The 23,501-nt window shown below is 63.1% G+C and carries 22 protein-coding genes; 9 read left to right on the top strand and 13 right to left on the bottom strand.

Features of this window, described 5'->3' with window-relative positions; genetic code table 11:
- Positions 1 to 7 precede the first annotated feature (7 nt).
- From K5X80_RS04375 to K5X80_RS04385, 3 genes are read left to right on the top strand one after another with little or no spacing between them, the layout of a single operon-like run.
- The gene (locus K5X80_RS04375) at positions 8 to 2,197 is read left to right on the top strand and encodes a TonB-dependent receptor (RefSeq protein WP_222559627.1); all 2,190 of its coding nucleotides are present in this window, start codon (positions 8 to 10) and stop codon (positions 2,195 to 2,197) included.
- Positions 2,172 to 3,578 carry a DUF1214 domain-containing protein gene (locus K5X80_RS04380; protein WP_222559628.1) on the top strand — a complete coding sequence of 469 codons (1,407 nt, stop codon included), beginning with the start codon at positions 2,172 to 2,174 and terminating at the stop codon, positions 3,576 to 3,578. The genes K5X80_RS04375 and K5X80_RS04380 overlap by 26 nt, the downstream gene beginning before the upstream one ends.
- Before the next feature lie 4 nt (positions 3,579 to 3,582).
- Positions 3,583 to 4,638 (top strand): alkene reductase, encoded by a 1,056-nt coding sequence (locus K5X80_RS04385; RefSeq protein WP_261390632.1) that lies wholly within the window; start codon positions 3,583 to 3,585, stop codon positions 4,636 to 4,638.
- Between the two features lie 9 nt (positions 4,639 to 4,647).
- Here the strand turns inward: K5X80_RS04385 and K5X80_RS04390 are convergent, their stop codons facing one another.
- The 5 genes from K5X80_RS04390 to K5X80_RS04410 form a co-directional block, all read right to left on the bottom strand.
- The gene (locus tag K5X80_RS04390) at positions 4,648 to 5,085 is read right to left on the bottom strand and encodes a c-type cytochrome (RefSeq protein WP_222559630.1); all 438 of its coding nucleotides are present in this window, start codon (positions 5,083 to 5,085) and stop codon (positions 4,648 to 4,650) included.
- 125 nt (positions 5,086 to 5,210) lie between these two features.
- Entirely contained in the window at positions 5,211 to 6,248 is a 1,038-nt protein-coding gene (locus K5X80_RS04395) for a S66 peptidase family protein (protein WP_222559631.1), read from the bottom strand.
- 121 nt (positions 6,249 to 6,369) lie between these two features.
- On the bottom strand, positions 6,370 to 7,305 hold the full coding sequence (locus K5X80_RS04400) for a TIGR03619 family F420-dependent LLM class oxidoreductase (protein WP_222559632.1): 936 nt from the start codon (positions 7,303 to 7,305) through the stop codon (positions 6,370 to 6,372).
- 4 nt (positions 7,306 to 7,309) lie between these two features.
- On the bottom strand, positions 7,310 to 7,627 hold the full coding sequence (locus K5X80_RS04405) for a 2Fe-2S iron-sulfur cluster-binding family protein (protein WP_222559633.1): 318 nt from the start codon (positions 7,625 to 7,627) through the stop codon (positions 7,310 to 7,312).
- A 1-nt stretch (position 7,628) separates the two neighbouring features.
- Positions 7,629 to 8,792: a cytochrome P450 gene (locus tag K5X80_RS04410; RefSeq protein WP_222559634.1), complete on the bottom strand. Its 1,164-nt coding sequence runs from the start codon at positions 8,790 to 8,792 to the stop codon at positions 7,629 to 7,631.
- Positions 8,793 to 8,928: 136 nt separating this feature from the next.
- Between K5X80_RS04410 and K5X80_RS04415 the strand changes: the two genes are divergently transcribed.
- Positions 8,929 to 10,026 (top strand): helix-turn-helix transcriptional regulator, encoded by a 1,098-nt coding sequence (locus tag K5X80_RS04415; protein ID WP_222559635.1) that lies wholly within the window; start codon positions 8,929 to 8,931, stop codon positions 10,024 to 10,026.
- 21 nt (positions 10,027 to 10,047) lie between these two features.
- Here K5X80_RS04415 and K5X80_RS04420 read toward each other — a convergent pair whose 3' ends face one another.
- Positions 10,048 to 11,040 carry an AraC family transcriptional regulator ligand-binding domain-containing protein gene (locus tag K5X80_RS04420; RefSeq protein WP_222559636.1) on the bottom strand — a complete coding sequence of 331 codons (993 nt, stop codon included), beginning with the start codon at positions 11,038 to 11,040 and terminating at the stop codon, positions 10,048 to 10,050.
- Positions 11,041 to 11,180: 140 nt separating this feature from the next.
- On the opposite strand from K5X80_RS04420, the gene K5X80_RS04425 reads away from it, so the two are divergent.
- The 3 genes from K5X80_RS04425 to K5X80_RS04435 all read left to right on the top strand — a co-directional run bounded on the left by K5X80_RS04425 (position 11,181) and on the right by K5X80_RS04435 (position 13,250).
- Positions 11,181 to 11,519 carry a hypothetical protein gene (locus tag K5X80_RS04425; RefSeq protein WP_283249229.1) on the top strand — a complete coding sequence of 113 codons (339 nt, stop codon included), beginning with the start codon at positions 11,181 to 11,183 and terminating at the stop codon, positions 11,517 to 11,519.
- On the top strand, positions 11,512 to 12,171 hold the full coding sequence (locus tag K5X80_RS04430) for a Dabb family protein (RefSeq protein WP_222559638.1): 660 nt from the start codon (positions 11,512 to 11,514) through the stop codon (positions 12,169 to 12,171). The genes K5X80_RS04425 and K5X80_RS04430 overlap by 8 nt, the downstream gene beginning before the upstream one ends.
- 98 nt (positions 12,172 to 12,269) lie before the next feature.
- Positions 12,270 to 13,250, top strand: a complete 981-nt coding sequence (locus K5X80_RS04435; protein ID WP_283249230.1) for an NADP-dependent oxidoreductase — start codon at positions 12,270 to 12,272, stop codon at positions 13,248 to 13,250.
- A 16-nt stretch (positions 13,251 to 13,266) separates the two neighbouring features.
- Here K5X80_RS04435 and K5X80_RS04440 read toward each other — a convergent pair whose 3' ends face one another.
- The 3 genes from K5X80_RS04440 to K5X80_RS04450 form a co-directional block, all read right to left on the bottom strand.
- On the bottom strand, positions 13,267 to 13,764 hold the full coding sequence (locus K5X80_RS04440; protein WP_222559640.1) for an SRPBCC family protein: 498 nt from the start codon (positions 13,762 to 13,764) through the stop codon (positions 13,267 to 13,269).
- The gene (locus tag K5X80_RS04445; RefSeq protein ID WP_222559641.1) at positions 13,761 to 14,099 is read right to left on the bottom strand and encodes an ArsR/SmtB family transcription factor; all 339 of its coding nucleotides are present in this window, start codon (positions 14,097 to 14,099) and stop codon (positions 13,761 to 13,763) included. The genes K5X80_RS04440 and K5X80_RS04445 overlap by 4 nt, the downstream gene beginning before the upstream one ends.
- A gap of 67 nt (positions 14,100 to 14,166) precedes the next feature.
- Positions 14,167 to 14,568, bottom strand: coding sequence for a hypothetical protein (locus K5X80_RS04450; protein WP_222559642.1), 402 nt, complete (start codon positions 14,566 to 14,568; stop codon positions 14,167 to 14,169).
- Positions 14,569 to 14,737: 169 nt separating this feature from the next.
- Between K5X80_RS04450 and K5X80_RS04455 the strand changes: the two genes are divergently transcribed.
- Positions 14,738 to 15,523 carry an aldolase/citrate lyase family protein gene (locus K5X80_RS04455; protein ID WP_222559643.1) on the top strand — a complete coding sequence of 262 codons (786 nt, stop codon included), beginning with the start codon at positions 14,738 to 14,740 and terminating at the stop codon, positions 15,521 to 15,523.
- A 40-nt stretch (positions 15,524 to 15,563) separates the two neighbouring features.
- Here the strand turns inward: K5X80_RS04455 and K5X80_RS04460 are convergent, their stop codons facing one another.
- From K5X80_RS04460 to K5X80_RS04470, 3 genes are all read right to left on the bottom strand, one after another.
- The gene (locus K5X80_RS04460) at positions 15,564 to 16,433 is read right to left on the bottom strand and encodes an LLM class F420-dependent oxidoreductase (protein ID WP_222559644.1); all 870 of its coding nucleotides are present in this window, start codon (positions 16,431 to 16,433) and stop codon (positions 15,564 to 15,566) included.
- 135 nt (positions 16,434 to 16,568) lie between these two features.
- Positions 16,569 to 17,747, bottom strand: a complete 1,179-nt coding sequence (locus K5X80_RS04465) for a Ca2+-dependent phosphoinositide-specific phospholipase C (protein ID WP_222559645.1) — start codon at positions 17,745 to 17,747, stop codon at positions 16,569 to 16,571.
- Between the two features lie 93 nt (positions 17,748 to 17,840).
- On the bottom strand, positions 17,841 to 20,327 hold the full coding sequence (locus K5X80_RS04470; RefSeq protein ID WP_222559646.1) for a sulfite reductase flavoprotein subunit alpha: 2,487 nt from the start codon (positions 20,325 to 20,327) through the stop codon (positions 17,841 to 17,843).
- Positions 20,328 to 20,425: 98 nt separating this feature from the next.
- Here K5X80_RS04470 and K5X80_RS04475 point away from each other — a divergent pair, with 98 nt between their 5' ends.
- Positions 20,426 to 22,618 carry a TonB-dependent receptor gene (locus K5X80_RS04475; protein ID WP_283249278.1) on the top strand — a complete coding sequence of 731 codons (2,193 nt, stop codon included), beginning with the start codon at positions 20,426 to 20,428 and terminating at the stop codon, positions 22,616 to 22,618.
- 14 nt (positions 22,619 to 22,632) lie between these two features.
- Here K5X80_RS04475 and K5X80_RS04480 read toward each other — a convergent pair whose 3' ends face one another.
- Positions 22,633 to 23,493: an HpcH/HpaI aldolase/citrate lyase family protein gene (locus K5X80_RS04480; RefSeq protein ID WP_222559648.1), complete on the bottom strand. Its 861-nt coding sequence runs from the start codon at positions 23,491 to 23,493 to the stop codon at positions 22,633 to 22,635.
- Positions 23,494 to 23,501 lie beyond the last annotated feature (8 nt).

Consider the following 23,501-nt stretch of genomic DNA (forward strand, 5'->3'; position numbering starts at 1 on the left):
GGACTATATGACGAAAACGATTACGCTGGCCGCATTGGTCACGACGGCTTTGAGCACGCCGCTCTATGCCCAGACTGTCAGCGAGAATGGCGGCGGCATCGAGGAAATCATCGTCACCGCGCAAAAGCGCGAACAGAATCTGCAGGACGTGCCGATCGCGATCTCCGCACTTTCGCCCGCCTATCTGGAAAAGCGGGAAATCACCTCGATTGCCAATCTCAGCGGGTTGGCGCCCAACCTCAAGGTCGATACGGCGGGTGGTAATCGTACAACCCCGATCATCTCCATCCGTGGTGGGGTGCAGGGCAATCCGCAAATCTATTTCGAACCTTCGGTCGGTGTTTATATCGACGGAGTCTATATCGCTAAGGCGCAAGGCTCGCTGTTCGATGTTGCCGATATCGAGCGGATCGAAGTGCTACGCGGCCCGCAAGGTACGCTTTACGGCCGTAATGCCGTTGCAGGCGCGCTTAACATCATTACCAAGAAACCGAGCGGAGAATTGGGCGGCAAGATCGAGGCGTCCTATGGCAACTATGACTATCGGCGTGTGCGTGGGACGCTCGATCTGCCGCGCTTCGGCATTTTCAGTGTAAAGTTGTCGGGCCAGATCGCTAAGCGCGATGGCTTCTACAAAGTGTTGGGCAATCCTAACACTGATAATGCCGGATCACTCGATTCCAAGAGTGGAATGATTCAGGTTCGGGCCGAACCGAGCGATGCCCTGACTCTCGATTATGTGTTCGATATCAGCGTCAACGACCAGCAGGCCAACCCCGCGCAGACGGTTCTGGGAACTGGCTCTATTGCACCTTATGTCACATCCCGCAAACGCCAGAAGAGCATCAGCTTCAACAGCCCGAACTTCGAATATGCGAAGAACTGGGGGCATGCATTGACGGCATCCCTTGATCTTGGCGATGTGGGTATGCTGAAATCGATAACTGCGCTACGCAAGCAAAAGTATCGTGACACGCTCGATCTCGATGGTACCCCGACTTCGCTGGGGTTCTCCTCCCGTGATTCCCGCTACAAGCAATTCAGCCAGGAACTCCAGCTAACCGGTGTGGCGGGGCGGCTGAATTACGTGGTGGGCGGCTACTATTTCGAGGATGACGGCTTCGTATTCAATCCGCAATCCTTCTTCTCCGGGGCTTCGAATACAGACTCGCGCTTCGGCTTCACCACTAAGGCCTACGCTGCCTATGCGCAGTTCGACTACAAGCTCACCGACGCTCTGACACTGACCGGCGGCCTGCGCTACACGCATGAGAAAAAGACGGTGGAACGCTATCTGGCGCGGCTTACCGGTGCGGGTCCGTTGGTTGTTGTCGATCTGCCGGAAGGTGCAACCCCGGCGGCCAAGTTTAAAAAAGTTTCCCCAACCCTATCCTTGGCTTATGAATTCAGCCCCAATTTCAATGCCTATGCGCGCTATACCCAAGGCTATCGTAGTGGCGGCTTTAATGCAGTCGCCAGCACGACCGCCGATGTGCAGCGCATTTTCAGGCCGCAGGTCCAGAACACATACGAAATCGGTTTCAAGTCGCGTCTGCTGAACAACAGACTACAACTCAATGTGGCTGCATTCCAGAATGACGTCGACGATCTCCAACTCTCGGTGTTCGTGCCTGGCCTTTCCGCCGCTAGCATTCTGGTGAACGCGGGCAAGGCGCGGATTCGCGGAGTCGAAGTGGAGGCCACCTTGCGCCCGACCGACCGCCTGACATTGCAGACGGGCGTCGGCTATCTGCACGGCAAGTATCTGCGCTATATCGATAACGGGGTCGATGTGGCGGACAATCGTGCCTTCACCCATTCACCCAAATGGACATGGTCCTCCAGCGTGGACTGGACGGCGCTGGAGGCGGATTGGGGCAAGCTCAATCTCATCGCCGATCTCAATCTCGTGTCGAAATCCTATGTTTCGGCATCGCCACTGGTGACGACGGCGCCAACACAAACTGCCGCTGCGCTCACCCGCACGCCCACCCGCACCCTGCTCGACGCAAGGCTGGTATTGAGCGAGCTATCGCTCGGCGGGGCGACCGCTTCGGTATCGCTGTGGGGCAAAAACCTGCTGAATGAAAAGGATCCCAATTTCTTCATCAGCTACGGCGCCAACTTCCAGAATCTCATTACCGCCTATTTCCCCGACCCGCGGACCTACGGTGTCACTCTGGGGCTGCGCTTCTGAAGGGAGAAAGATCATGTCGCATAAGAAAATAGTTCTGGCTCTTGGTCTTGCATTGCAGGGAATCTGTTCGGGAGGCCTCGCGCTGACGGGGGCGCCACTGCATGCGGAGACATCGGCTTCTGGCGGCGTGCTTGCGACGCCGGGCCAGATCGCGTTCGAGAAACACGTGCTGCGCATCATGGAACACCCGGTGTTGCAGGCCGAAATTCGGCGGGTGGAAGCCTTGTATAGCGCCGATCCGCAAGGTGCTACGCCCACCGGCAAGGCGACTATCAAGCGTGCGGCACACGCCATTGCGGTGACGGCTGCCCAATATGCAGTAGGAGAGGATACCGATCGTCCGGGCGTGTTCTGGGTCATCAATGCGCCGCATGACTGGTTTGGGATCCAGTTTCCGCGCTCTGCCTATGGGATTGAAAACCCGGATAACGTTTATCGTAATCTCATGGTCGACGGTGCGGTACGTTACGAGATTCATGGACGACTCGAACGGCAGGGCCCGGTGGAGCAGCACTTCGAATTACGTGATTCCATCCCCGGTACGGGAGCTATGGGCCCGGAAGGCGGGCAGCAGGTGGCAACTCTGAACAATGACACGATGCAGATCGCCGCGGATGGAACGTTTACGATCACGATCGACAGCAGCCCGGCCAATGGCCGCGCCAATCACATGCAGATGCCGGCCGAAGGAAAGTTTCTGCTTATCGTGCGCGACTTGTTCACCGATTGGGGGACGCAGAACCCCGTCGCGCTGGATGTGCGACGTATCAGCGGCCCTGCTGTCCGTCCGGCCCGCACCGATGATGAAATCGCGCAGCGGGCAACGGCAATCCTTTCGCAGATGGCACCCTACTGGCTCAACTATTTCAACCAGTACACTTATGGGGCCCAACCGAACCAGATAAAGCAAGCTAGGGTTCGCCCCGGTGGGCGGGGTATGTCGTCCGGGGGATATTTCAATCTGGCGGTCGATCAAGCGCTGCTCATAACGTTGGATGCCGTAAGTGCGAAATCGCTGGGGATTCAGATAACCGATCCGTGGGGCGTCGCATACGAATACACGAATCGCACCAGCAGCCTGAACAACACGCAGGCCAAGCCGAATGCCGATGGAACATATACTTTCGTCGTCTCGCAGCGCGATCCCGGCGTCTATAACTGGCTTGATCCCGAAGGCCATGCTGCGGGGCTGATGGCGATCCGCTGGCAGGCCATGTCTGGCGGCGGGACGCCAGGCAATGCGGTGCGTAGCGCTCAGGTGGTGCCGCTGGCGCGGCTGAAGCAGGTGCTGCCCAAGGGGACGCAATTCGTTACCCCCGCGCAGCGCAAGGCGCAGCAGGCGGAGCGGGCCGCCCATTATGCGCGGCGGCTGGGGCAGTAGGCTGGTGACTTTGTTCGAACCGGTTGCACTGGGTGCCATCATGCTGCGCAATCGCATCGTGATGGCGCCGATGACCCGAAGCCGCGCCGACGAGGATGAAGCGGCCACTGCGCTGATGCGGGACTATTACCGCCAGCGCGCTTCGGCTGGCCTTATCATCAGCGAAGGCACGCATCCCAGCCCGCATGGGAAAGGTTACATCCGTACACCGGGCATTTATGATGCGCGGCAGATTGCGGCCTGGCGTGAGGTTACGGATGCCGTCCATGCGGAGGGGGGAAGCATCGTCCTCCAGATCATGCATGTCGGCCGGATCGCCAGCCATCTGAACAAACGGGCGGACGCGGAAACGGTGGGGCCGTCACCAATCCGCGCGCGGGGCCAGATCGTCACCGCCGCGGGCATGGCCGATTTCGATCAGCCGCGCGAACTGCTGCTTGCGGAAATTCCGGGCGTGATCGAGGAATTCGCCGCGGCATCGCGCAACGCGATTACAGCAGGCTTCGATGGGGTGGAACTGCATTGCACCAGCGGTTACCTGCCCGCGCAGTTCCTCTCTTCCGGCACCAATCTGCGCCAGGATCGCTATGGCGGCGGGCCCCAGGCGCGTATCCGCTTCATCGTGGAAACGCTGGAGGCGATGTGCGGTGCGGTGGGTGCGGACAGAGTGGGTTTCCGAATCTGCCCAGGCAATCCCTTCAACGATATCCATGATGACGCTCCGGTGGAGACATATGGCTGCCTGCTGGCCGCCGCTGCACCGCTCGGCCTTGCTTATCTGCACCTGATCGATGTCCCCAATCCGCAGGTCGACAGCCTTGCGCTCGCGCGGAAGGCATGGACGGGCAATCTCATACTGAACGAAGGTATGACCCGTCCACGGGCCGAACGGTTGCTGCGGGATGGGGTGGCCGCAGCCTTCTCCTTCGGGCGGCCGTTCATCGCGAATCCCGATCTGGTGCACCGGATGCGGCACGATCTGCCACTAGCGGATTTCGATCCCGCAACGCTCTACACGCCGGGGCCCGAAGGCTACACCGACTATGCGGCGTTGGAATAGGCGTCCGGTCTAGTCCGAACGGCTGCGCAGATAGGCGATCAGGTCCGCCCGGTCGAGCGGATCGGCCATGCCACCGAACTGCATGGTGGTGCCGGGGACGACTTTCTGTGGGTTTTCCATCCACGCATCCAGCGTCTGGGCATCCCACCGGCGGCCGGTATCGCGCAGCGCGGCGGTATAACCGAAGCGGGCACTGTTCCGGCCAAACTCTTGCCCGAAGATACCATGGAGATTGGGACCGCCGGTGTCGGGGGCGCCTTTGCTGATCGTGTGGCATCCCGCGCATTGGCGGAACTTCCGCGCCCCTACGCTGGCGTCGGCCACTTTCAGCAAGGCCTGGAGCGTTGGACGGGGCCCCGCTGCGCGCAGGCGTTCCTCCCGCCGGTCGTCCGCGCAGCCGGTCAACGCCAGCAGTAACAGCAGGGATACGGCAATGCGGACGGACAAGACGAAACTCCTTGACGCGCGCCATTGCCAGCCCAAGCACGATGACGATAGCGGACCGATTGTCCCACCATCTCTCTACGTCTGCCTTATTGGTCCAACCCTCCGGCGAGGTGGCCTTATGGCCATCATTCGTGTCGAAGGCTCGCCACAATAGGTTCGAGAAGCTGGATCGTCCCGGCATCGGCGTCCATCCGCACCAGCGCACCCACCGGCAGGCTGAGCTGGTCGCGGATATGGCCGATATTCGCGTCGGCAAAGACGGGAACGCCAAGCGGGGCGAGATACTGGTCGAGAATCTGCGGCATAGTGAAACCCGCATAATCGGGCAGGCCGATAGTGCAACGCGAACACCGGCCGAAAATCACCCCGGCGACTTTCCCCAGCACGCCTGCCAGCGCAAGCTGATTGAGCATGCGGTCGATGCGATATTCCGCTTCGCCCACATCTTCGAGAAACAGGATCGCGCCATCGAAATCGGGAAGCCACGGGGTGCCCATCAGCGTGGAGAGGACCGTGAGATTGCCGCCCAGCAAGCGGCCGCTGGCTTCGCCCGGGCGGATCGTGGTGATGCGGGCTGCTGGCGTCGTATCGTCCCCCGCCATACCGCCGAGCAGAGGCGTTTCCCCACTGAAAGCAAGGCGCCAAAAGCTGTTCCAGCTGGTCACATCCCAGTGATTGGCGGCGTTGGGCGCGTGGATCGTGGCAAAACCGGCCCGCGCCGCGAAAGCGAGGTGAAGCGCCGTCACATCGCTGAAACCGACAAGCAGCTTGGGATTGGCCCGGATCAGACCCCAGTCGAGCAGAGGCAACAGCCGCGCGCTGCCCCATCCGCCGCGCAGGGTAAAAATTGCGCGCACCGTCCGGTCGGCGAACATGGCGTGAATGTCGGCCGCCCGATCCTTGTCGGTGCCTGCCAGATAACCGAACGTATCTGCAGCATGCTGGCCGAATTTGGGCACCAGTCCCATGCCCCGGATGGTGTCCTGCACCGCTTCGAGGTGGAGCGGTTCGCTATCGGGGCTGGCCGGGGCGATCAGGCCGACGGTATCGCCGGGGCGAAGCCGGGGTGGCTTGGTTGCTGGGCGGGCCGCCGCCGGGACGGAAAGCAGGGCTGAGCCGAGAAGGCCACCGATGCCGCCAAGGGTCGAACGCCGATCGAGCATGAAAGGGCCTATAAGGCGTTACGGGCGTTTTCGCCTAGAATGATTTCGAGGCAGGGGGAGTTTACCTGCTGACCCGAAATTGCGGTAAGCAAAGATGACCTTGAGTGCTTGCCAGCAGCCTTCAGCCTCGTAGCGCCAGGATCGCGGTGAGCGCGTCCGGCAGCTCGCTGCTGTCCCGGCAAAACAGGCCGGGGGCGAATTCCAGATGCGTCGCCCCTGCCGCGGCATAGTCTCCCGCACGGGCGAGAGTGGCGGCGAGATCGAAGCCGTTTGCTCCCGGCACCGGTTCGGGCATCGCACGGATTGCGAAAAGGGCGGGATCGCGCCCGCGTTCGGCAAGTGCGGCATGAATCCGCGCGCGGCCTTCGGCAATTTGTTCCAGCGCAGTGGCCCGGGGTACGTCATGTGCCCTATCGCCCGATGGCAGGCCGAACCACGGCGCCCACCCCGCGCCATAATCCGCAATCCGCGCTACGTTGCGTGGACCGGGTGCGAGACCGAACCAGATCGGCACACCGCCTGTCTGATGTGGGAAAGGCAGGCTATACAGCCCATCGAACGCCACATGGTGCCCGGCAAAATCGGCTGGCGCGGACGTCCACAGCGCACGCATCGCTTGCACCTGCTCATCGAGCAAGGCGGTGCGTCCATCGAAAGGCACGCCGCAGCCATCGTATTCCGCTTTCTGCCAGCCGGTGCCGAGCCCGATTTCCAGCCGTCCGCGTGACAAATGATCGAGCGTGGCGAGTTGTTTGGCCAGCAGCACCGCCGGGCGCAACGGCGCGATCAGGATGCCGGTCGAAAGCCGCGCCCGCGCGGTCACCGCCGCCACGGCGGAGAGCAGCGCCACCGGTTCGTACCAGCCGGCATCCACTGTCGAGGGATAGCGCCCATAGGGATAGCCGACGATTTCCCGCCCCATCGCCACATGTTCGGACACGGTAAGCTGGTCCGCGCCCGCCGCATCGGCCATGCGCGCAAAATCGAGCACGCCGCCGATATCGCCCGTCAGATGTTCGATTCCGGTGAGGCTGATCGCGATGCGAATGCCGTTCATCGCTTCACACTTGCGAAGCGGGGACGATGAACGTGATCCCTTCCAGTTCCGGCCCCAGCACCACCTGACAGGTCAGGCGGCTGGTCGGCTGGATATCGATGCAGCCGTCGATCATGTCACGTTCCTGCGAGCTGGGTTCGGGCAGCGATGCGCCTGCGGGCGGCATGGCGTAGCAGTGACAGGTGGCGCAGGCCATCGCGCCGCCGCATTCGCCGATCACGCCGGGGATCAGCGCGCGCGTGGCGCATCGCATCGCGCTTTCGCCGGCTTCGCCTTCGACAAGATGTTCGTGGCCTTCGGGATCGATGAAACGGACCCGCATCTTACGCTTCTCCATAAGGCTGGACGATCATGTGGCGCACGCCGCGCAGCACCGCGCCGACATGCTCTATCGTCTGCCCCGGTTTCAGCCGGATATCGGGGAAACGGTCGAACACCACACGCAGCGCGGTTTCCAGTTCGCGGCGCGCGACATGCATGCCGAGACAGAAATGGCTGCTGCGCCCGAACGTGAGAATTTCGCGATTGTCGCGGGATGGATCGAACCGGCGCGGATCGGGGAAGACCGTGGGGTCGTTGTTGGCGGCGGTGATGCCAAACAGAGTCCAATCCCCCTTGGCGATATGAACCCCGCCGAATTCCACATCGGCGCTGGCCATCCGGGGGAGCAAGGCGGTGGGCGGCTGCCAACGCAGACCTTCGGTCACGATTGCTTCGCGATCCTTGTCGCTGCCGCGTGCCAGCGCACACAATTCGGGATTGGCGAGCAGTTCGGCGAACAGGCTGCTGCCGTTCTTGTACGTGGTGTCCGATCCGGCGGGAAACAGCAGGCCGAGGAAGGAGAGGATGCGTTCGTCGCTCAGGCTCTCGCCTTCGTATTCGGCCTGCGTCAGACGTGAGACGAAATCATCCCCCGGATCGGCCCGTCGCGCATCGATAATCGCCTGCATATAGGCGTCGAATTCGGCCTTGGCCTTGACCGCGCCTTCCGGGTCCCACGGAAAATCGATCATCTTGATCGCCCATTCCATGAACTGGCTTTCTTCCGCCACCGGGATGCCGAGCAGCCGGGTGATGACGAGAAAGGGATAGGGCCGGGCGAACGCGGAGACGAATTCAACCTCGCGCTGTCCTTCCATCCGGTCGCACAATTCGTGTGCGATCGGTTCTATCAGCGCCTCGACATAGGATCGCACTTTCACCGGCATGAACAGCGGGTTCACCAGCGCCCGGCTTACCCGATGCTCCTCCCCCGCCATGGTCTGGAGCGTCTTGCCCATCGAAGGTTCCGAAATCAGCTTGTAGCCGGCGGTTGCGTCGAAATGGTCGTAGTCTTCGAATGCGGATTTCAGCAGGCCATGATCCATGATCAGCCAGACCGGCGATCCATGGTAACGCACCGGCACCACCGGGCCGTGCGTGCGCAGCTCGTCGATCAGCGCGTGCAGGTTGGGCACGTCATCATAGGCGAAGTCGATGTCGGGCATCAGCGGGGTCACGGCATTCATGCTTTGCGGCCCTTCGTTCTTGGGGTTAGAATTGCTGAGATAAGACACCGCGCGTGCGGGTGCTGTCCCCGGATGGGGACATTCTGCGCGGAACGCGGATTTTTGTGGTGGAGAGATGATGCAGAGCGACCTGATCGGGGCGATCTACGATGCGCCGCTCGCCGCCCGGCCTTGGGCGGAACTGACCGGGCGATTGCGGCATACGCTGGACTGTTCGGGCACGATGTTCAAATTCGCCCGTACCCATGCGAGTGACCGCCAGACCCGCTTCGTTTTCGATGCCGGGTGGGATGCGCGTGAAAGCTGGCGGTTGTATGACAACGTTTATCGCCATCTCGATCCCACTTGCCATCGGCCGATGACGGTCGGCACGGTTTACGGTTTCGACCAGATGATTCCGCCTGCCTCGGACAGGGAAGGGGAACGCTATCTCCGCTTCTGTCGCTCCATCGGCGCGGTGCATGCGCTGTTCGCATTCCTGGGCGAATATCGCGGGGTGGGGGCATGGTTGTCGTTCAGCCGCGATGACACGCGGGGGCCGTTCAGTGACCGGGAAATGGCCACCGTGGTCGCTTTGTTGCCACATCTCGGGCGCGCGGCGGACATTCACGCCCGGCTGGAGGCGGAACGCAATGCGGCGGCGATCCATGCCGCCGCGCTGGCCGATCTTGGGGTCGGCGTCATTCTGCTCGACGGGGCGGGCACTATCGTGGGCACCAATCGCCTGGCCGATACTCTGCTCGATCGGGGGACGGCCATCGCCCGCGACCGGGACCGGCTTAAAGTGCGCGGTTCCAGTGCGGGCGCGCTGCGCCGCTCGCTGGCCGGAACGGGGGGCGGGCAGGTGATCGTGGCCGGTGAGAGGGCGGGCGATCCGCTGCATCTGCTGGTCCGGCCGTGGAGCGATGAACAGGGGGACGGAGCGGGCCCCGCCTATGTCGTCTATCTGGACAGCCCGGCCGATCAGACGGTGCCCCGCATCGATGCGCTGCGCCGCCGGTTCGGCTTCAGCCATGCAGAAGCCCGGATGGCGGCCTTGCTCGCATCCGGGCGGACCCTGGAGGAAGCGGGCACGGCGATGGGCCTGACCCCGGCCAGCGCGCGCACTTACGGCAAACGTGTGCTGGCCCGCACCGGCGCGACGCGGCAGGTCGATCTCGTGCGCATGGTCCTGACCAGCCTTGCCCGGCTGGACCGCCCATCGGAATCATGATTTTTCCTGCCTCTGGCTCGTTCAGGCGGTTCGCGCCGGCAAGGCGGATGGGCTGCTCCCGGTCCAGGCCTTGAAGGCCCGGCGGAACGCACGGTCATCCGAGAAGCCGAGGCGCTGGGCCACCGATGACAGCGTAAGCGCGCGATCCTGCATCAGCCGCTCCGCTTCCTCGCGCAGCAGCAGCATGCGCAATGCGCGATAACTCGCCCCTTCCTGCCGCAGGCGGCGGCGCAAGGTGGCCGCGCTCATGGCGAAAGCATGGGAAACCGCGCTCTCGTTGGGGAACGGCTGCCCTTGCCGCAGCACACTGGTCATGAACGATCGAACTCGCGTGGCCAGCCCGCGATTGCCGATTGCTGCGAGAATGACGTTATAGGGCAAGTGTTCGATGATGCCGTCGATTTCCTCCGCCCGGCGGATGACAGGCTTCGCCAGCGTGGCCTTGCTGAACAAGAGTGCGTTTCGCGGATCGTCGAACGTCAACGCACCGTCGAAAATACGGAACAGCGGGCTGGAGCGTGGCGGACGCGGATAGGCAAGGGCGATGCTTTCCGGCTCAAGCGTTTCCCCGGTCAACCATGACATCAGCGACAGATGATACAGAAGGCCGACAATGTCGTTGAGGAGCGAAGCCTCGTCCTTCGTCGTGTAGCGGGAGACGAATTCGAAGCGAACGAGGTCTCCTTCCTCCATCAGCTTGCTGCTGTGCTCCTGCCCGGCAACGATGGCGCTGAACCGGCCGCTGCGTTCGAGAACGGCCCGCAGGTCTGGGCAGTTGATCACTGCGCGGCACATCATTTCCCCCGCCAATGGGGTGAACAGCGGCACCTGATCGCGGGCGCAGCAGAGATGTTCCAGCTTTTCCATATGCGCGCCGAACAGGTCCGCAAAGGCCGCCGGTCCCTGTCGCTCGGCTGCGGTGAAAGCGTCCATATCGTCGCATTCGAGGCCGAAGCTGGCGAAGGACCGGGTCAGCAACGCGACCATTGCCTGGATGCGATCAAGCCCGAACATGTACGCAGGTTAAGCGTTGTCGGACTCAGTATGCAAGCGGATATGAGCGAAAATGTCCGGTTGCCTGCGCGCGCCTGTCCTCGCCATGATGATCCAGCGCGCGCATAGTCGCGCCGGGATGCAGGACGAGGCATGAGAAGATGATTTATGTGATCGACGACATTCTGGCCAAGCCGGGACAGGGCCAGGCGCTCTACGATGCTTATATGGCACGCTACGTGCCCGGCGCGGAAGCGCGGGGGATGACTCTCCAGCATCGGCTCGTTGAACCGGCGATGTGGTTGCCTGAGGGCAGCAACAGGTTGATCTTCATCTGGGCGCAGCCGCATGCGGGCGCCGTATGGGGCGCCAAGCACAGCGCCCGCATGGACCCAGACGTGGACCGGTGGTGGCAGGAAGACGCTCCGCCACTGATCGAGACCCGGCAGCGTTACACACTGGCCGAAGCCGAAACATTGGGAGTGCTGGACAATGTATAATCTGCTCAAGGTCATCGGTGTCGCGCAAGCACAGCGGGACGCGTTCGGCGCGGCCCTGCGCGAAGCGACGGAGCGTTTGCCGGGCGCCAGGGGCCGTCTTGTCGCCCCCACTTTGCCCGGCGTTTTCAACGGTGGTGATTTCATCTGGCGTGTCACCTTTGCCGATCGCGCTGCGGCGGAGGCCGCGATGGCGAGCGATGCGGGACAGACGATTCAGGCGCTGGTGGCGGATAAGCAGACGGTGGTCTCGCTTGAGGAAGCGGATTTCGCCACCGGGCATTCGGGTGGTGCGGCCGACGCCGCGAGCGGGCTTTACCGCGTCGCCATGTTCTGCGCGGACCGCAATCCCACGCCGGAACGGCTGGCGGCCTTTTCGCGCGATACGCGGATCATGCCCGATCACGTTCGCACCATTCAGCGGTGGGAACTTTCCACGCCCGACCGGGCGGGGGGCACGATGTCATGGACGCATATCTGGGAACAGGAGTACGCCGACCGGGCGGGGTTGGAAGGTCCCTATATGCTCCATCCCGTACACTGGGCGCACGTCGAGCGCTGGTTCGACACGGAATATCCGCAATGCCTGGTTGCGCCCCAACTCGTGCACACGTTCTGCGCGCTCGATCGGGCGATCCTGAATCAGCAGGCCTGAACCAACAGGCTTGACCAGGGGAACTGACGGCCGAAGCGGCCTTTTTACCGGGCCGGGCAGGCTCATTGACGGATTGGGAGTGAAAAGCGATGCGAGCGATGGTGTTGGACCAATTTGGCGGTCCTGAAGTTCTGCGTTTGGGCGAGATCGAGCGCCCGCGGGCCGTGCCGGGGGAAATCGTCGTCCAGGTTGCTTACGCGGGAGTCAATCCGGCGGACTGGAAAGCCCGGGAAGGCTGGCTTTCGCAGTATTTCGCCTACCAGTTCCCTTTCGTCCTCGGTTTCGATGCAGCGGGCGTGGTGGCCGAAGTCGGCGAAGGTGTGTCCGATTTTGCGGTGGGTGATCGGGTCGTTGCCGTATCCAATCAGGGGCGGGGCGAACGCGGTTCTTATGCCGAATATGTCGCGGCGGCGCGGGAACGGGTGGTCAGGCTGCCCGATCATGTGACCTTGCGCCAAGCGGCCGCGCTGCCCACCGCCGCGATGACGGCCTGGGAAGCGGTGTTCGATGTCGGTGGCACGGCGGCGGGCCAGAAAGTGCTGGTCAATGGCGGGGCGGGCGGCACCGGCGGCTACGCGATCCAGCTTGCCAAGATGGCCGGAGCGACCGTTGCTGCGACCTGCGGCCCGGCCAATCTGGACTACGTTCGCGGTTTGGGGGCGGATCTGGCGGTCGACTATCGTCAGGGGAAGGTGCTGGAAACCGTTCGAGCCTGGGCGCCGGAGGGGGTCGATCTGGTGGTCGATACCGTGGGCCAGGGCAGTTTGCTGGATTCGGTCGAACTGGTGAAGCGGGGCGGCGTGGTTTCGCCGATCACCACGCTGATCGCGGACGAGCCGATGCCGAGCACGACGCGCGCCGAAGAGCTTGGCGTGAGCGTGAAAATCGCCTCCTCGACATTCGTCAATCAAGGGCGTCAGCTGCATGCGCTGATGGAAGCGCTGACCGCGGGGCGTATCCGTTCGCCCGAAATTCACGTCATGCCGCTGGAGGACGTGGCGGAAGCGCACCGGCGGATTGCAGATGGCCATGTGCGCGGCAAAATCGTCCTCGACGTTAACAGCGGGCTTGGCGCGTAAGCTGGTGACGGGGGGATTATTCCCCCTGCCAGTGGTAGCGCCTGTCCAGCTTGGAAAGCTGGCTGGTGAAGCCTTCCCGCTGCATTTGCGTGGTCTGGGCGTCGTGCATCTGGCTCAAGGTCACGACCATCCGGGTGTGGCCCGATGACGCGGGGATGAAGTCCACTTCTATCCTGCTGTCATAAGGTTGCACGCCAGGCAGGAAATCGATGATTTGGGTCAGGACAAGCCGTTCGTGGGGCCTGAATTCCGAGAACGTCCCCTTGCAGGCGGTCGAGGCAGGCTCGCCGATGTCCTTCATCATGGCCACCATCGCGGGGGTGTCGGCCACCATGTCATAATGCAGAGCGCCGCCTTGGCGGGCCTCGATCCGGTGCACGTCGGCGCGGAATTGCTCCGGCCCCCACCAGGATTCGAACCCTTCCCTGGTCGTCCACAGCGCCCAGAGTTCTTCAGGCGCGGCCTTGTAAGTGCGTTCGATCACGATGGCGGATGCGATTGCGGGGGTGCTCATGGCTCGTCTCTCTCTTCGTTGCTTTGTCTTTGCCGGGCTTCCAGCGCCGCGCCGAAGCGATCAAGGCGGGCTTCCCAGACCTGGCGATACCGGGCCAACCAGTCCTCTATCGCGCGGAATGGTTCCGGCTGTAGCGAATAGAGCCGCCGTTGCCCGTCGGGCCGCACGGTGACGAAGCCGGCTTCGTGCAGGATGCGCAGATGGCGGGAAATACCGGACTGATGAATGCCCACCGCGGCGACAAGATCGTTGACCGGCTGTTCCCCCCGCCGCAGCGCATCGAGCACGCGGCGACGGGTTGGATCAGCCAGAGTTTGAAAGGCATCTATATGCATATCAGTGTATATATACTGACATGCATATAGATGCAAATAGTGATTCAGGAGATTGGGCTACAGCGGCTTAAGGGTGTTCCGTTCTGGAAGCGGCGGTGCGTTTCCGGTCGGCACGGACCAAGGCCGCAAAAGCCAGCGTGAACAGCAGGTGGACGATCAGGAAGACTTTCGCCAGATCGCGGGCTTCTCCGCTCGCCACGCCCCATACGTCGTTCAGGGCCACCGCGCCGAAACCGATGAAATTGGCCAGAAGAACGGCTTGCAGCGGGGCAGACGCCAGCCCGCGCGACAGCCAGTTGAGCGCCGCAATCCCGAGGAACGGCCCGCCCAGCAATCTAAACAAGGCGATCAGTTCCGGCGCGGCGTCATCTGGCACAGCGCCGATGCCGAACTGGCGAGGAAAGGCCATAAGTGCAAGGCCGACGGCGGCGAGGTACAGCGCGGAAAGCGAGAGTGTCAGTTTGAGCATGGCGGCTTCCTCCGGGTGCCCGTGAGTGCGGCATGATAAGCCATTTTCCGCCCAATGGCAGGCTTGGCGGCAAGGGCGCGGGCATTCGCGGCGGCAGCGAACGGAGTGCGTTTCGCCCACCGAGGTGTTAGCGCTGGCCATCGGATCATTTTGCAAGCAGAGCGGAGCGATGAAGAACCTGTTCAAACAGAAAGTCGCACAGGAGCCGTTGTACGGCCTCTGGCTGGCGCTGGCCGATCAATACAGTGCCGAAATCTGCGCCGGGGCCGGATTCGATTTCCTGCTGCTGGATGGCGAGCATTCGCCGATCGATCTGCGCACCATTCTCGGGCAGCTTCAGGCGGTTGCCGCTTACGATGTCGCGCCCATCGTGCGGCCGCCGACGGATGATGGCGTGCTGATCAAGCAATTGCTCGATATCGGGGCGAACAACCTGCTCATCCCGATGGTGGAAAGCGCGGAACAGGCGCGCCGCATCGTTGCGTCCACCCGCTATCCGCCGCAGGGCTTTCGCGGCGTGGGTTCCGGCATTGCGCGGGCGGCGCGCTGGGGCAACGATCCCGATTACATGCTGACCGCGAACGACAACATCTGCCTGATCCTCCAGATCGAAAGCGTGCACGGGCTGGACAATCTGGAAGCCATCGCGGCGACCGATGGCGTGGATGGGATTTTCTTCGGCGCCGTCGATCTCTCCGCATCGATGGGTTTCCTCGGGCAGCCCGATCATCCCGAAGTGATCCGGGCCATCGACGATGCGATCAGGACCGTGAAAGCCTGCGGCAAATTTGCCGGGTTCCTTTCAGCGGATCAGGCGATCAGCAAACATTTCCGCGATCAGGGCGCCAATTTCGCCGCTATCGGGGTCGATGCCTTGCTGCTGTCCAATGCCGCCCGTTCGCTGGCGCATGTGTTCAAGCACCCGCACACGCTGATTGAGAACCGGGGTTACTGAGGCACGCCGGCCGCGCGCCTCACTTTGTGTCGGCCGGTGATCAGGAACAGGGCGCGATGATTTCGTCGGCGTAGCGCTTGATGCTGTCCTTCTTCTGGGCGAGCGTGGTCGGCCCTTCGTAATACATCAGCCACGGGGTGCCGATGATGTGGGTCACGCCTTCGTCTTCCAGGCGGCGCAGGCCATCGGGATCACCCACGTCCATCGGCGTCGCCATCACATCGAACGGCAGATGATCGCGCCCGAATTCCTGCCGCATCGCGCGGATCTGGCGGATGCTCTCGACAATGTCCGCCGCAGGTTGCAGGTCCGACAGCCAACCGTCGCCAAGGCGGGCCGCCCGGCGCAGCGCGGGCTTGGAAATCCCGCCTACCCAGATCGGCACATGGCCAGTGGGGCAGGGGTTCGCTTCGACATTGTCGAACTGGTAATGCTCACCCTGATAACTGACATAGTCGCCCGTCCACAGCAGGCGCATGATTTCGATCATTTCGTCACACCGCTTGCCGCGCGTGTGGAAATCCTGTCCCATCAGGCCGAATTCGTCTTTCGACCAACCCACACCGATGGTCAGAACCTGCCGATTGTTCGAAACGGTGGAGATCGTCGCGATCGCTTTGGCGACCTGGAACGGATTGCGCATCGGCAGCACGAAGGCATTGGTGGTGAAGCGGATCGTCTTGGTGATCGTTGCCAGGGCCCCCATCATCACGAGCTGATCCGGCCATTCGGTGAATTCCGGCCACCGCCGCGCGCCATCCTCGGTATAGGGATAGGGTGTCGTGAGGGTCTGGGGGTTGGCGACATGGTCCGACATCGTCACCATTGCCCAGCCCGCCTCTTCCGCGGCCAGCGCGATTTCGGGAATTTCGGCCACGGGTGTCATGAAGGTGGAAAGGGCAAATTTCACCGTGAGAGACTCCTTGTGTGATCGGCCGCACCGCTGGCGCGTTTCCGGTACAGGGCCGTTGAGTGGCCCAGGTAGCCCGCGGCTGTCAAAGCAATTGCGTTCGGGATTCGGGCCATCGGCTTGCCCGGGCTGGCCTCAGCGCGTGAATGCGGGCGATACCCGGGCGCTCGCGCCGCCGGGCAAGCCAACCGTATAGGCGGTGCCATAGACGTTGCCGGGCTTGGAAAAGTCGGTCGATACGATCTGGGCACCGCTGGCAAGGGCGGCATCGGCGCGTGTGCGATCGTTGACCTTGGCTTCGTATGTTTCGATATCGCTGCGCGTGCGGACGAGATAGCCTTCGGCCACGGCACGGGCGATCTCCTGCGACCGCATCAACGCATTGTCGTACATCAGGAAAGCGGCATGATCCTCGCCCGGTTGCGCGCGGAGAAAGGCGACACGTCCGCTGAGCGAGGGATGCTCTTCGAGATAGGGGCGCGTGCCCGCATCGCCCGAGGCCGTCAGCATCAGGAACAGGACTTTCCCGCGCGCCTTGGCGAGCGTGGGCCAATGGCCCGCTCTGACCGCTGCGTTCAACGTCGGAAAATCGCCGCGAACATCGTCGGGCGTGATGATCCGGTTACGGCTGAAGACCGACAGGATTTCGCCGTCCAGCTCATCGAACCGCTGTTTGTCGAACGGGATGGGTGCTGTTGCCCCGGCGAAGATGGGGGCGGCTTGCACTTTCGCTTCAATCAGAATGAACAGCGGCACATGCCCCGGATTGGCGTCCGACCATGCGCGGATATGTTCCAGACAGGTCCGGAACAAAGGGCAGTGGCTGCGAAAGTCCACATCGGGCATATGGAACACCTTGTAACCCGGCTGGGCCAGTGCGGCGGTATCGATCGGCGCGAGATCGGTTGCGCCACGTTCCTTCAGCAGGCGGTAACCGGCAGGGTCCAGATAGTGCCCGCCTTCGGGATCGGGATGAACATCGAGTTCGAGGCTGCGCAGACCGAGATCGAGCTGCGAGCGCAGATCGTCATGCCGGTAGTTGAGCACTTCGGAAAACGTGACTTCGTTCGGATGCTCTTCCCGGAACAGCTCTGCGGCTTTCGGCGGCATATGGGTGGTGAGCCGTTGCATCTGCGCGTTGATAAGCGGCGCGACAAGATCGGTCAGCCGAGGGTCGAGAGGCAGAGAATAACTGTTGTGCGTGCCGACAACCTGCAGCCGGTTGAGCGGGAGATCGGCGGGCAAATCCTTGCCGTCGCTGGCGTGGAGCGGGAAAGTGGCGGCCAGGGCAAAGGCCGCAAACGCACCCATCATTATTCGCATAATCGCCATCCCCCTTGTGTTTTCAGATGACGCATATGGCAGCGCGGGGGCAACTGCAACGGCGCTGCCGCCTGTCCCGCCTGCTTAGTAGATATCTCTCCGATACCGGCCGGTTTCGGCCATCGCCTCCAGTGCTTCGGCGCCCAGTGTCAGGGCGAGTGCCTGATGCACAGCGGGGGCCATGCCGCGCACGCTGCCGCAAACGTAGATACTGGCGCCGGCATCGATGAGCCCGCGCAGGCCGTCCCCGGCGGCGGCCACTTTGTCCTGCACATAGGCGCGGCCTTCCGGCGCTTTCGACCAGGCGTATTCCGCCTTTTCGATCACGCCGCATCTGCGCAATTCGTCCAGTTCCGGTGCGTGATAGGCGTCGCGGCCGGGATGGCGTTCCCCCCAGAACAGCCAGCATGGCCCACCGCCCAGCGCGGCGCGATGGCGTAGATGCGCGAGCAGGCCGGCCAGCCCGGTGCCGTTGCCGATCAGGACCAGCGGCCTCCGGGTATCTTCCGGCGGATGGAATGCCGGGTTGGGCCGCACGCGTGCGCTGACAAGCCCGCCCACCGGTGCCCCGTCGCACAACCAGCCCGAACCAAGCCCGAGGAAGCCGTCCTCTGCCCGGCACAAGCGAACGATCAGTTCCACCCGGCCCGCTGTCGGGAGCGAAGCGATCGAATATTCCCGATGCGCCAGTGGCCGCAAAGTGGCCGGATCGAGGTGGGCCTCGGTCCCTGACGGCAGAATGCGCGTGGCCAGCGCTTCGCGCCTCTCCGCTGTGTCTTCCATCCCGGCGGCGGCAAGAAAGGCCTCAATCCGGCGCGGATCGTGACGGGGCATGATTTCGACAATGTCACCCGCCGTCCAGTCGCAATCGGCCGGGGAAAGCGGCTCCAGCGCGATATGGAATGCCGGTTCGCCGCTGCTGCCCGGATTGAGCAGTGTGCGTTCCACCAGGCGCCACGCGCCCATTTGCGCCGGGGCCCAGTCCGGCTGATCGGTCCGTGCGCCGAGCCCAGCCAATTGTTGCTGCCACTGTCGCTGCGCGTCCGCATCGTCGCCGTCCATTTCGATAAGATCGAACAGCCGCATCGCGCCGTTCGCATGCAACCAGCGATCGACTTCATGCCCGAATGCACAGAACCCGTCATATTCCCGGTCGCCCAGCGCCAGCACGGCATAATCGAGATGGGAATAATCGCCGGGTTGCCCCATCATCCGCCGGGCGAAGCGGCGCACGGCATCGGGCGGTTCCCCTTCGCCATACGTGCTGGCCACCACCAGCAGGCGGCGGGCGGCGGCCAGCCGCCCTGCATCCACCTGATGCAGTGCGATGGGAACGGCCCCGGGGAGGGCCTTGGCGGTAAGCCGGGCCAGCCGCTCCGCCGAACCCGTCTGGCTGGCGAAGGCGACGAGAATGGCGGCATCGGCGGACGGGGCAAGCGGGGCCTCCATATCGCGAACCGCGGCTTTCAGCGCCTGCTTGCGGCGTCGGCGGGCGAAATAGAGCAGGAAGCCGGTAATCGTGAACAGCGGCATGGTAAGGCTGGCCAGAGCCACTCCGATCCGCCCCAGCAGGCCGAAATAGGCCCCGCGATGCAGTTCGTAGATGCTGGTCACGATATCCTGCCCCAGCGTGCGCTGGGCATAAGGCACGAAAGAGGTGATTTCGCCAGACCTGCCGTCGATCGTCAATTCGTCCGAGACCCGATCATGGCGCGCATTGGGAAGCTTGGCGCGGAATTGCGCTTCGCCATTGTCGCGCAGCGACAGAGTGACGGCGCTGTAATGCGTACCGGCTGTGGCATGTTCGAACGCGCGCCAGGCGATGGCGGGGTCGGGCGGGAGCGGGGCAGCCGTCTTCGGCCCGCCATGATGCGCAGGTGATGCCGCTTCGCCGACCAGGACATGGTTCACGCTGTCGCGATACCAGCCATAAGACCACCAGAGCCCGGTCAAGCCGCTGAGCAGGTAGAAGATCAGTACCCACCCGCCGATGACCGCGTGCAAAGTGTGGTAGAGATTGCGCCCGGTCTTGCGCAGATCGAGCACCAGCCACGCCCGCCAGTCGAGCGCTTTGCGAGGCCAGCGCAGATAGAGACCGGACAGCGCGAAGAAAATCAGCGCAAGAGCGGAAAAGCCGGTGATCTGGCGGCCCCAGCCGTCCCCGTCGCCGGGAAGGGCGAGATAGCGGTGAAGGCGCGTGACGGTTTCGAAGAAGCCATGGCCCCCGCCGGGGCCCAGCACGCGCCCGGTGGTTGGCTCGACATAGACGATTTCGCGGTCCTTGGACGCCCCGATGCTGTAGCTGACGCGCGCCGCCGCCGCAGGATCGTCTTGTACGACGATGCGGCTGATCTTCGCCTGCGGAACCTGCTCGATGACTTTGCGCGCCAGATCGGGCGGTGCGAGCAGCGGCCGCCCATCCGGCTCCACCGTTATCACGCCGGGATTGAACGCGGCGAGAATTTCGTCCTCGAAGCTGAGAAGCGCGCCGGTGACACCCATGACCGCGAGCACGAGCCCGGCGGTGATGCCGAGCAGCCAATGGATCTGGAACAGAATAGGTCGCGTCACGGAAAATTGCACTCCAGGCGCAAAAATCTTGTTATTGATATTCAATCGCGTTAGCGGGTCGAATTATCAGGGTCAATCACATGAAGGAAGCCGTGGTGATGGTTCGCCATTTGGCAAAAGCCGTAAGTTTCGCCCCTATTGCTCTGCTTGCCGGGACACCGGCCTGGGCGCAATCGGAATCCGCAGCGTCCGATTCTGCGCGGGGCAAGGATAAGGCCGATATCGTCGTCACCGCCGCGCGCACCATTCTGCCGCCCAACGCCCTGCCGCTGACGATCGATCTGATCGGCAAGGATGAACTGGATCAGCAGATTGCGATTTCCGGTTCCGTCACCGATGCCGTGGCAGTCCTCACGCCGAGCTTTTCGCCGACGCGGGGCAAGCTGTCGGGTTCGGGCGAAACGCTGCGTGGCCGTTCGCCGCTTTACGCCATCAACGGAATTCCGCAATCGACCCCGCTTCGCGACGGCAGCCGCGACGGTTTCACTATCGACGGTTTCTTCGTCGACCGGGTGGAATTGATCTATGGCTCAAACGCGCTTCAGGGCATTGGCGGCACCGGCGGCATCATCAACCAGGTAACGGTCGGCGCGCCGCGTACCGAAGGCTGGTCAGGCCGTGTCCTGTTGCAGGGGACCGCCAGCGACGGGTTCAAAGACAGCGGATTCGGCGGCAAGGCCGCGGCGCTGGTTCAGAACAAGTCGGGCATTTTCGATGCCACGGTGGGTGTGGCGTTCGAAAAGCGCGGGGTTTTCTTCGATGGGCACAATCGCCCCATCGGGATCAATCTGACTCAGGGCGAAACGCAGGATTCCAAGACGCTCAACATCTTTGCGCGGTTCGGCATCGAAGTGGGCGATACCGGGCGGCTCGATCTCACCGCCAACCGGTATGAACTGAAAGGCTATGGCCGCTATGTTGCGGTGGAGGGCAATCGCCTGACCGGCTTGCCGACCAGCGCCGAACGCGGCATCCCGCCGGGCAAGCCCGCCGCCAACCGCACCGAAAGCCTGGCGCTGACTTATACCGACAGCAATGTCTGGGGCGGCAATCTGATGGCGCAGGTATTCTTCAACCGGACGCACGACACGTTCGGCGGTGAAATCAATCCGATCGCCTCCTTCCAGGACCCGGCTATCGCACCGGTCGGCACGCTGTTCGACCAGTCGGAAAACCGTTCGCGCAAACTGGGCGCGAAGCTCAGCTACGAACGCGCCTTCCCCGGCTTCGAAGCGCTGACCGCCACTGTCGGTGTCGATGCGATCTACGACAAGACCGAACAGCGCCTGATCGCCACCGGCCGTATCTGGGTTCCGCCGAGCGAGTTCCAGAGCATTGCGCCGTTCATGCAGGCGAATCTCAAGCTGTTCGATGGCATTCTGCGCCTGGCGGGCGGCGTGCGCTGGGAAAATGCGGCGGTGAAGATCGACGATTACCGCACGCTGGCCGCCACCACATACAAGGCGCCCGATCTGTCCACCTATGGCGGGGTGGATGTCAAAGGCGGCCGGCCCAAGTTCAGTGATGTGCTGTTCAACGGCGGGATCATCGTCGAACCCATGCCCGGCATCCGCGCTTATGCGAGCTATGCCGAAGGCTACACCATGGCCGATATCGGCCGCATCACGCGGGCCGTCAGCACACCGGGCGTCGATCTGGACAATTATCTCGATATCAGTCCGGTGGTGTCCAACAACCGGGAGATCGGCCTTGAGCTGAAACGGGGGCCGGTGGATGCCAGCGTCACCTATTTCTGGTCGTCCAGCAGCAAGGGGCAGGTGCTGATCGCGGCCGGCAACGGTATTTTCGAAGTGCAGCGCCAGCGGGTCGAGATCAAGGGGCTGGAAGTCAATCTCGGGGTCGAACCGGTGGACGGGCTGAAACTGCAACTCGGCTATGCCCATCTGATCGGCCGTTACGACAGCGACCGGCTGGATGGCAAAGTCGATACCGATCTGGATGGCACCAACATCTCACCGGACCGGCTCAATCTGGCGGTGAGCTACAACAAGGGCCCGTTGTCTGCCCGTGTGCAGACGCAGTTCTACCTCTCGCGCAAGTTCAAGGGGCAGGCCAATCCTGATCCGCGCAACAATTTCGGCGGCTACAACGTGACCGATGCCTCCGTCCGGTATGGCACCGGGGTCGGCGGGCTCAGCCTGAGCGTGCAGAACCTGTTCGACAAGTACTACGTCGATTACAGCAGCGACACCCGCCTGCCGAATGACAATTTCGCCTTTTTCGCCGGGCGCGGGCGCACCTTCACGCTGGGTTGGGATTACCGCTTCTAGAACCGCCCCACAGTCTAGAGGGCGGCCCGCAACGCATCCTGCCGCGCGATGTGATCGGCTTTGGCGAGCAGGCGGCGGGCGTGGGCGAGGTGGAGGCTGGCGTAGCCATCCTGTGCTTCGCCCGCCGCCGCCACTTGTGCGCGGGCATGGGCGATTTCGTCCTCGCTCGGGCCGAAAGCGGCATTGGCGGCGGCAATCGTGGCGGGCAGCACCACCGATTTGCCGTCGAAGCCCCATTCCACGCCTTGCGCGCAGCTTTCGGCAAAACCATCGGTGTTGGCATAATTGGGATGCACGGCGTCGATGACCGCCAGGCCATGGGCACGGGCCACCAGCACAGTGTGGCTGAGCGCATAGAGCACGCCCAGACGATCCGGTGTCTGCCGGACATGCAGCGTTTCGGCGAGATCGGTGCCGCCGATCACCAGCCCGGCGACGCGGGGGCTGGCCGTGGCGATTTCTTCGGCGCGCAGCACGCCCAGCGGCGTTTCGATCAGGCACCAGATGCGCATGTCCTGCGGCGCCCCGGCGGCGTTAAGGATCGCTTCCACCTGCCGTACCATCCCTGCGCCTTCCACTTTGGGCACCAGCACGCCGCTGAGCGGCATCTGTGCGGCGGCGGTGCAATCGTCATGCCCCCATGGCGTATCGAGGCCGTTCACGCGCAGCAACCGTTCGCGCCCCGCACCGTCCGGGATCGTGCGCAGGACTTCGGCAATCCGTTCGCGCGCGGCCACCTTGTCGGCGGGCGGCGTGCCGTCTTCCAGATCGAAGCAGAATAGGTCCGCCGGGAAGCGGGGGTAGATGCCCAGCATTTCCGGATAGGCCCCGGCGAGATAAAGCATGGATCGGCGCAGGGGTTCGGTGTCGGCCATCGTGGTGC

The sequence above is a fragment of the Caenibius sp. WL genome, from assembly GCF_019803445.1.
Lineage (GTDB): Bacteria > Pseudomonadota > Alphaproteobacteria > Sphingomonadales > Sphingomonadaceae > Caenibius.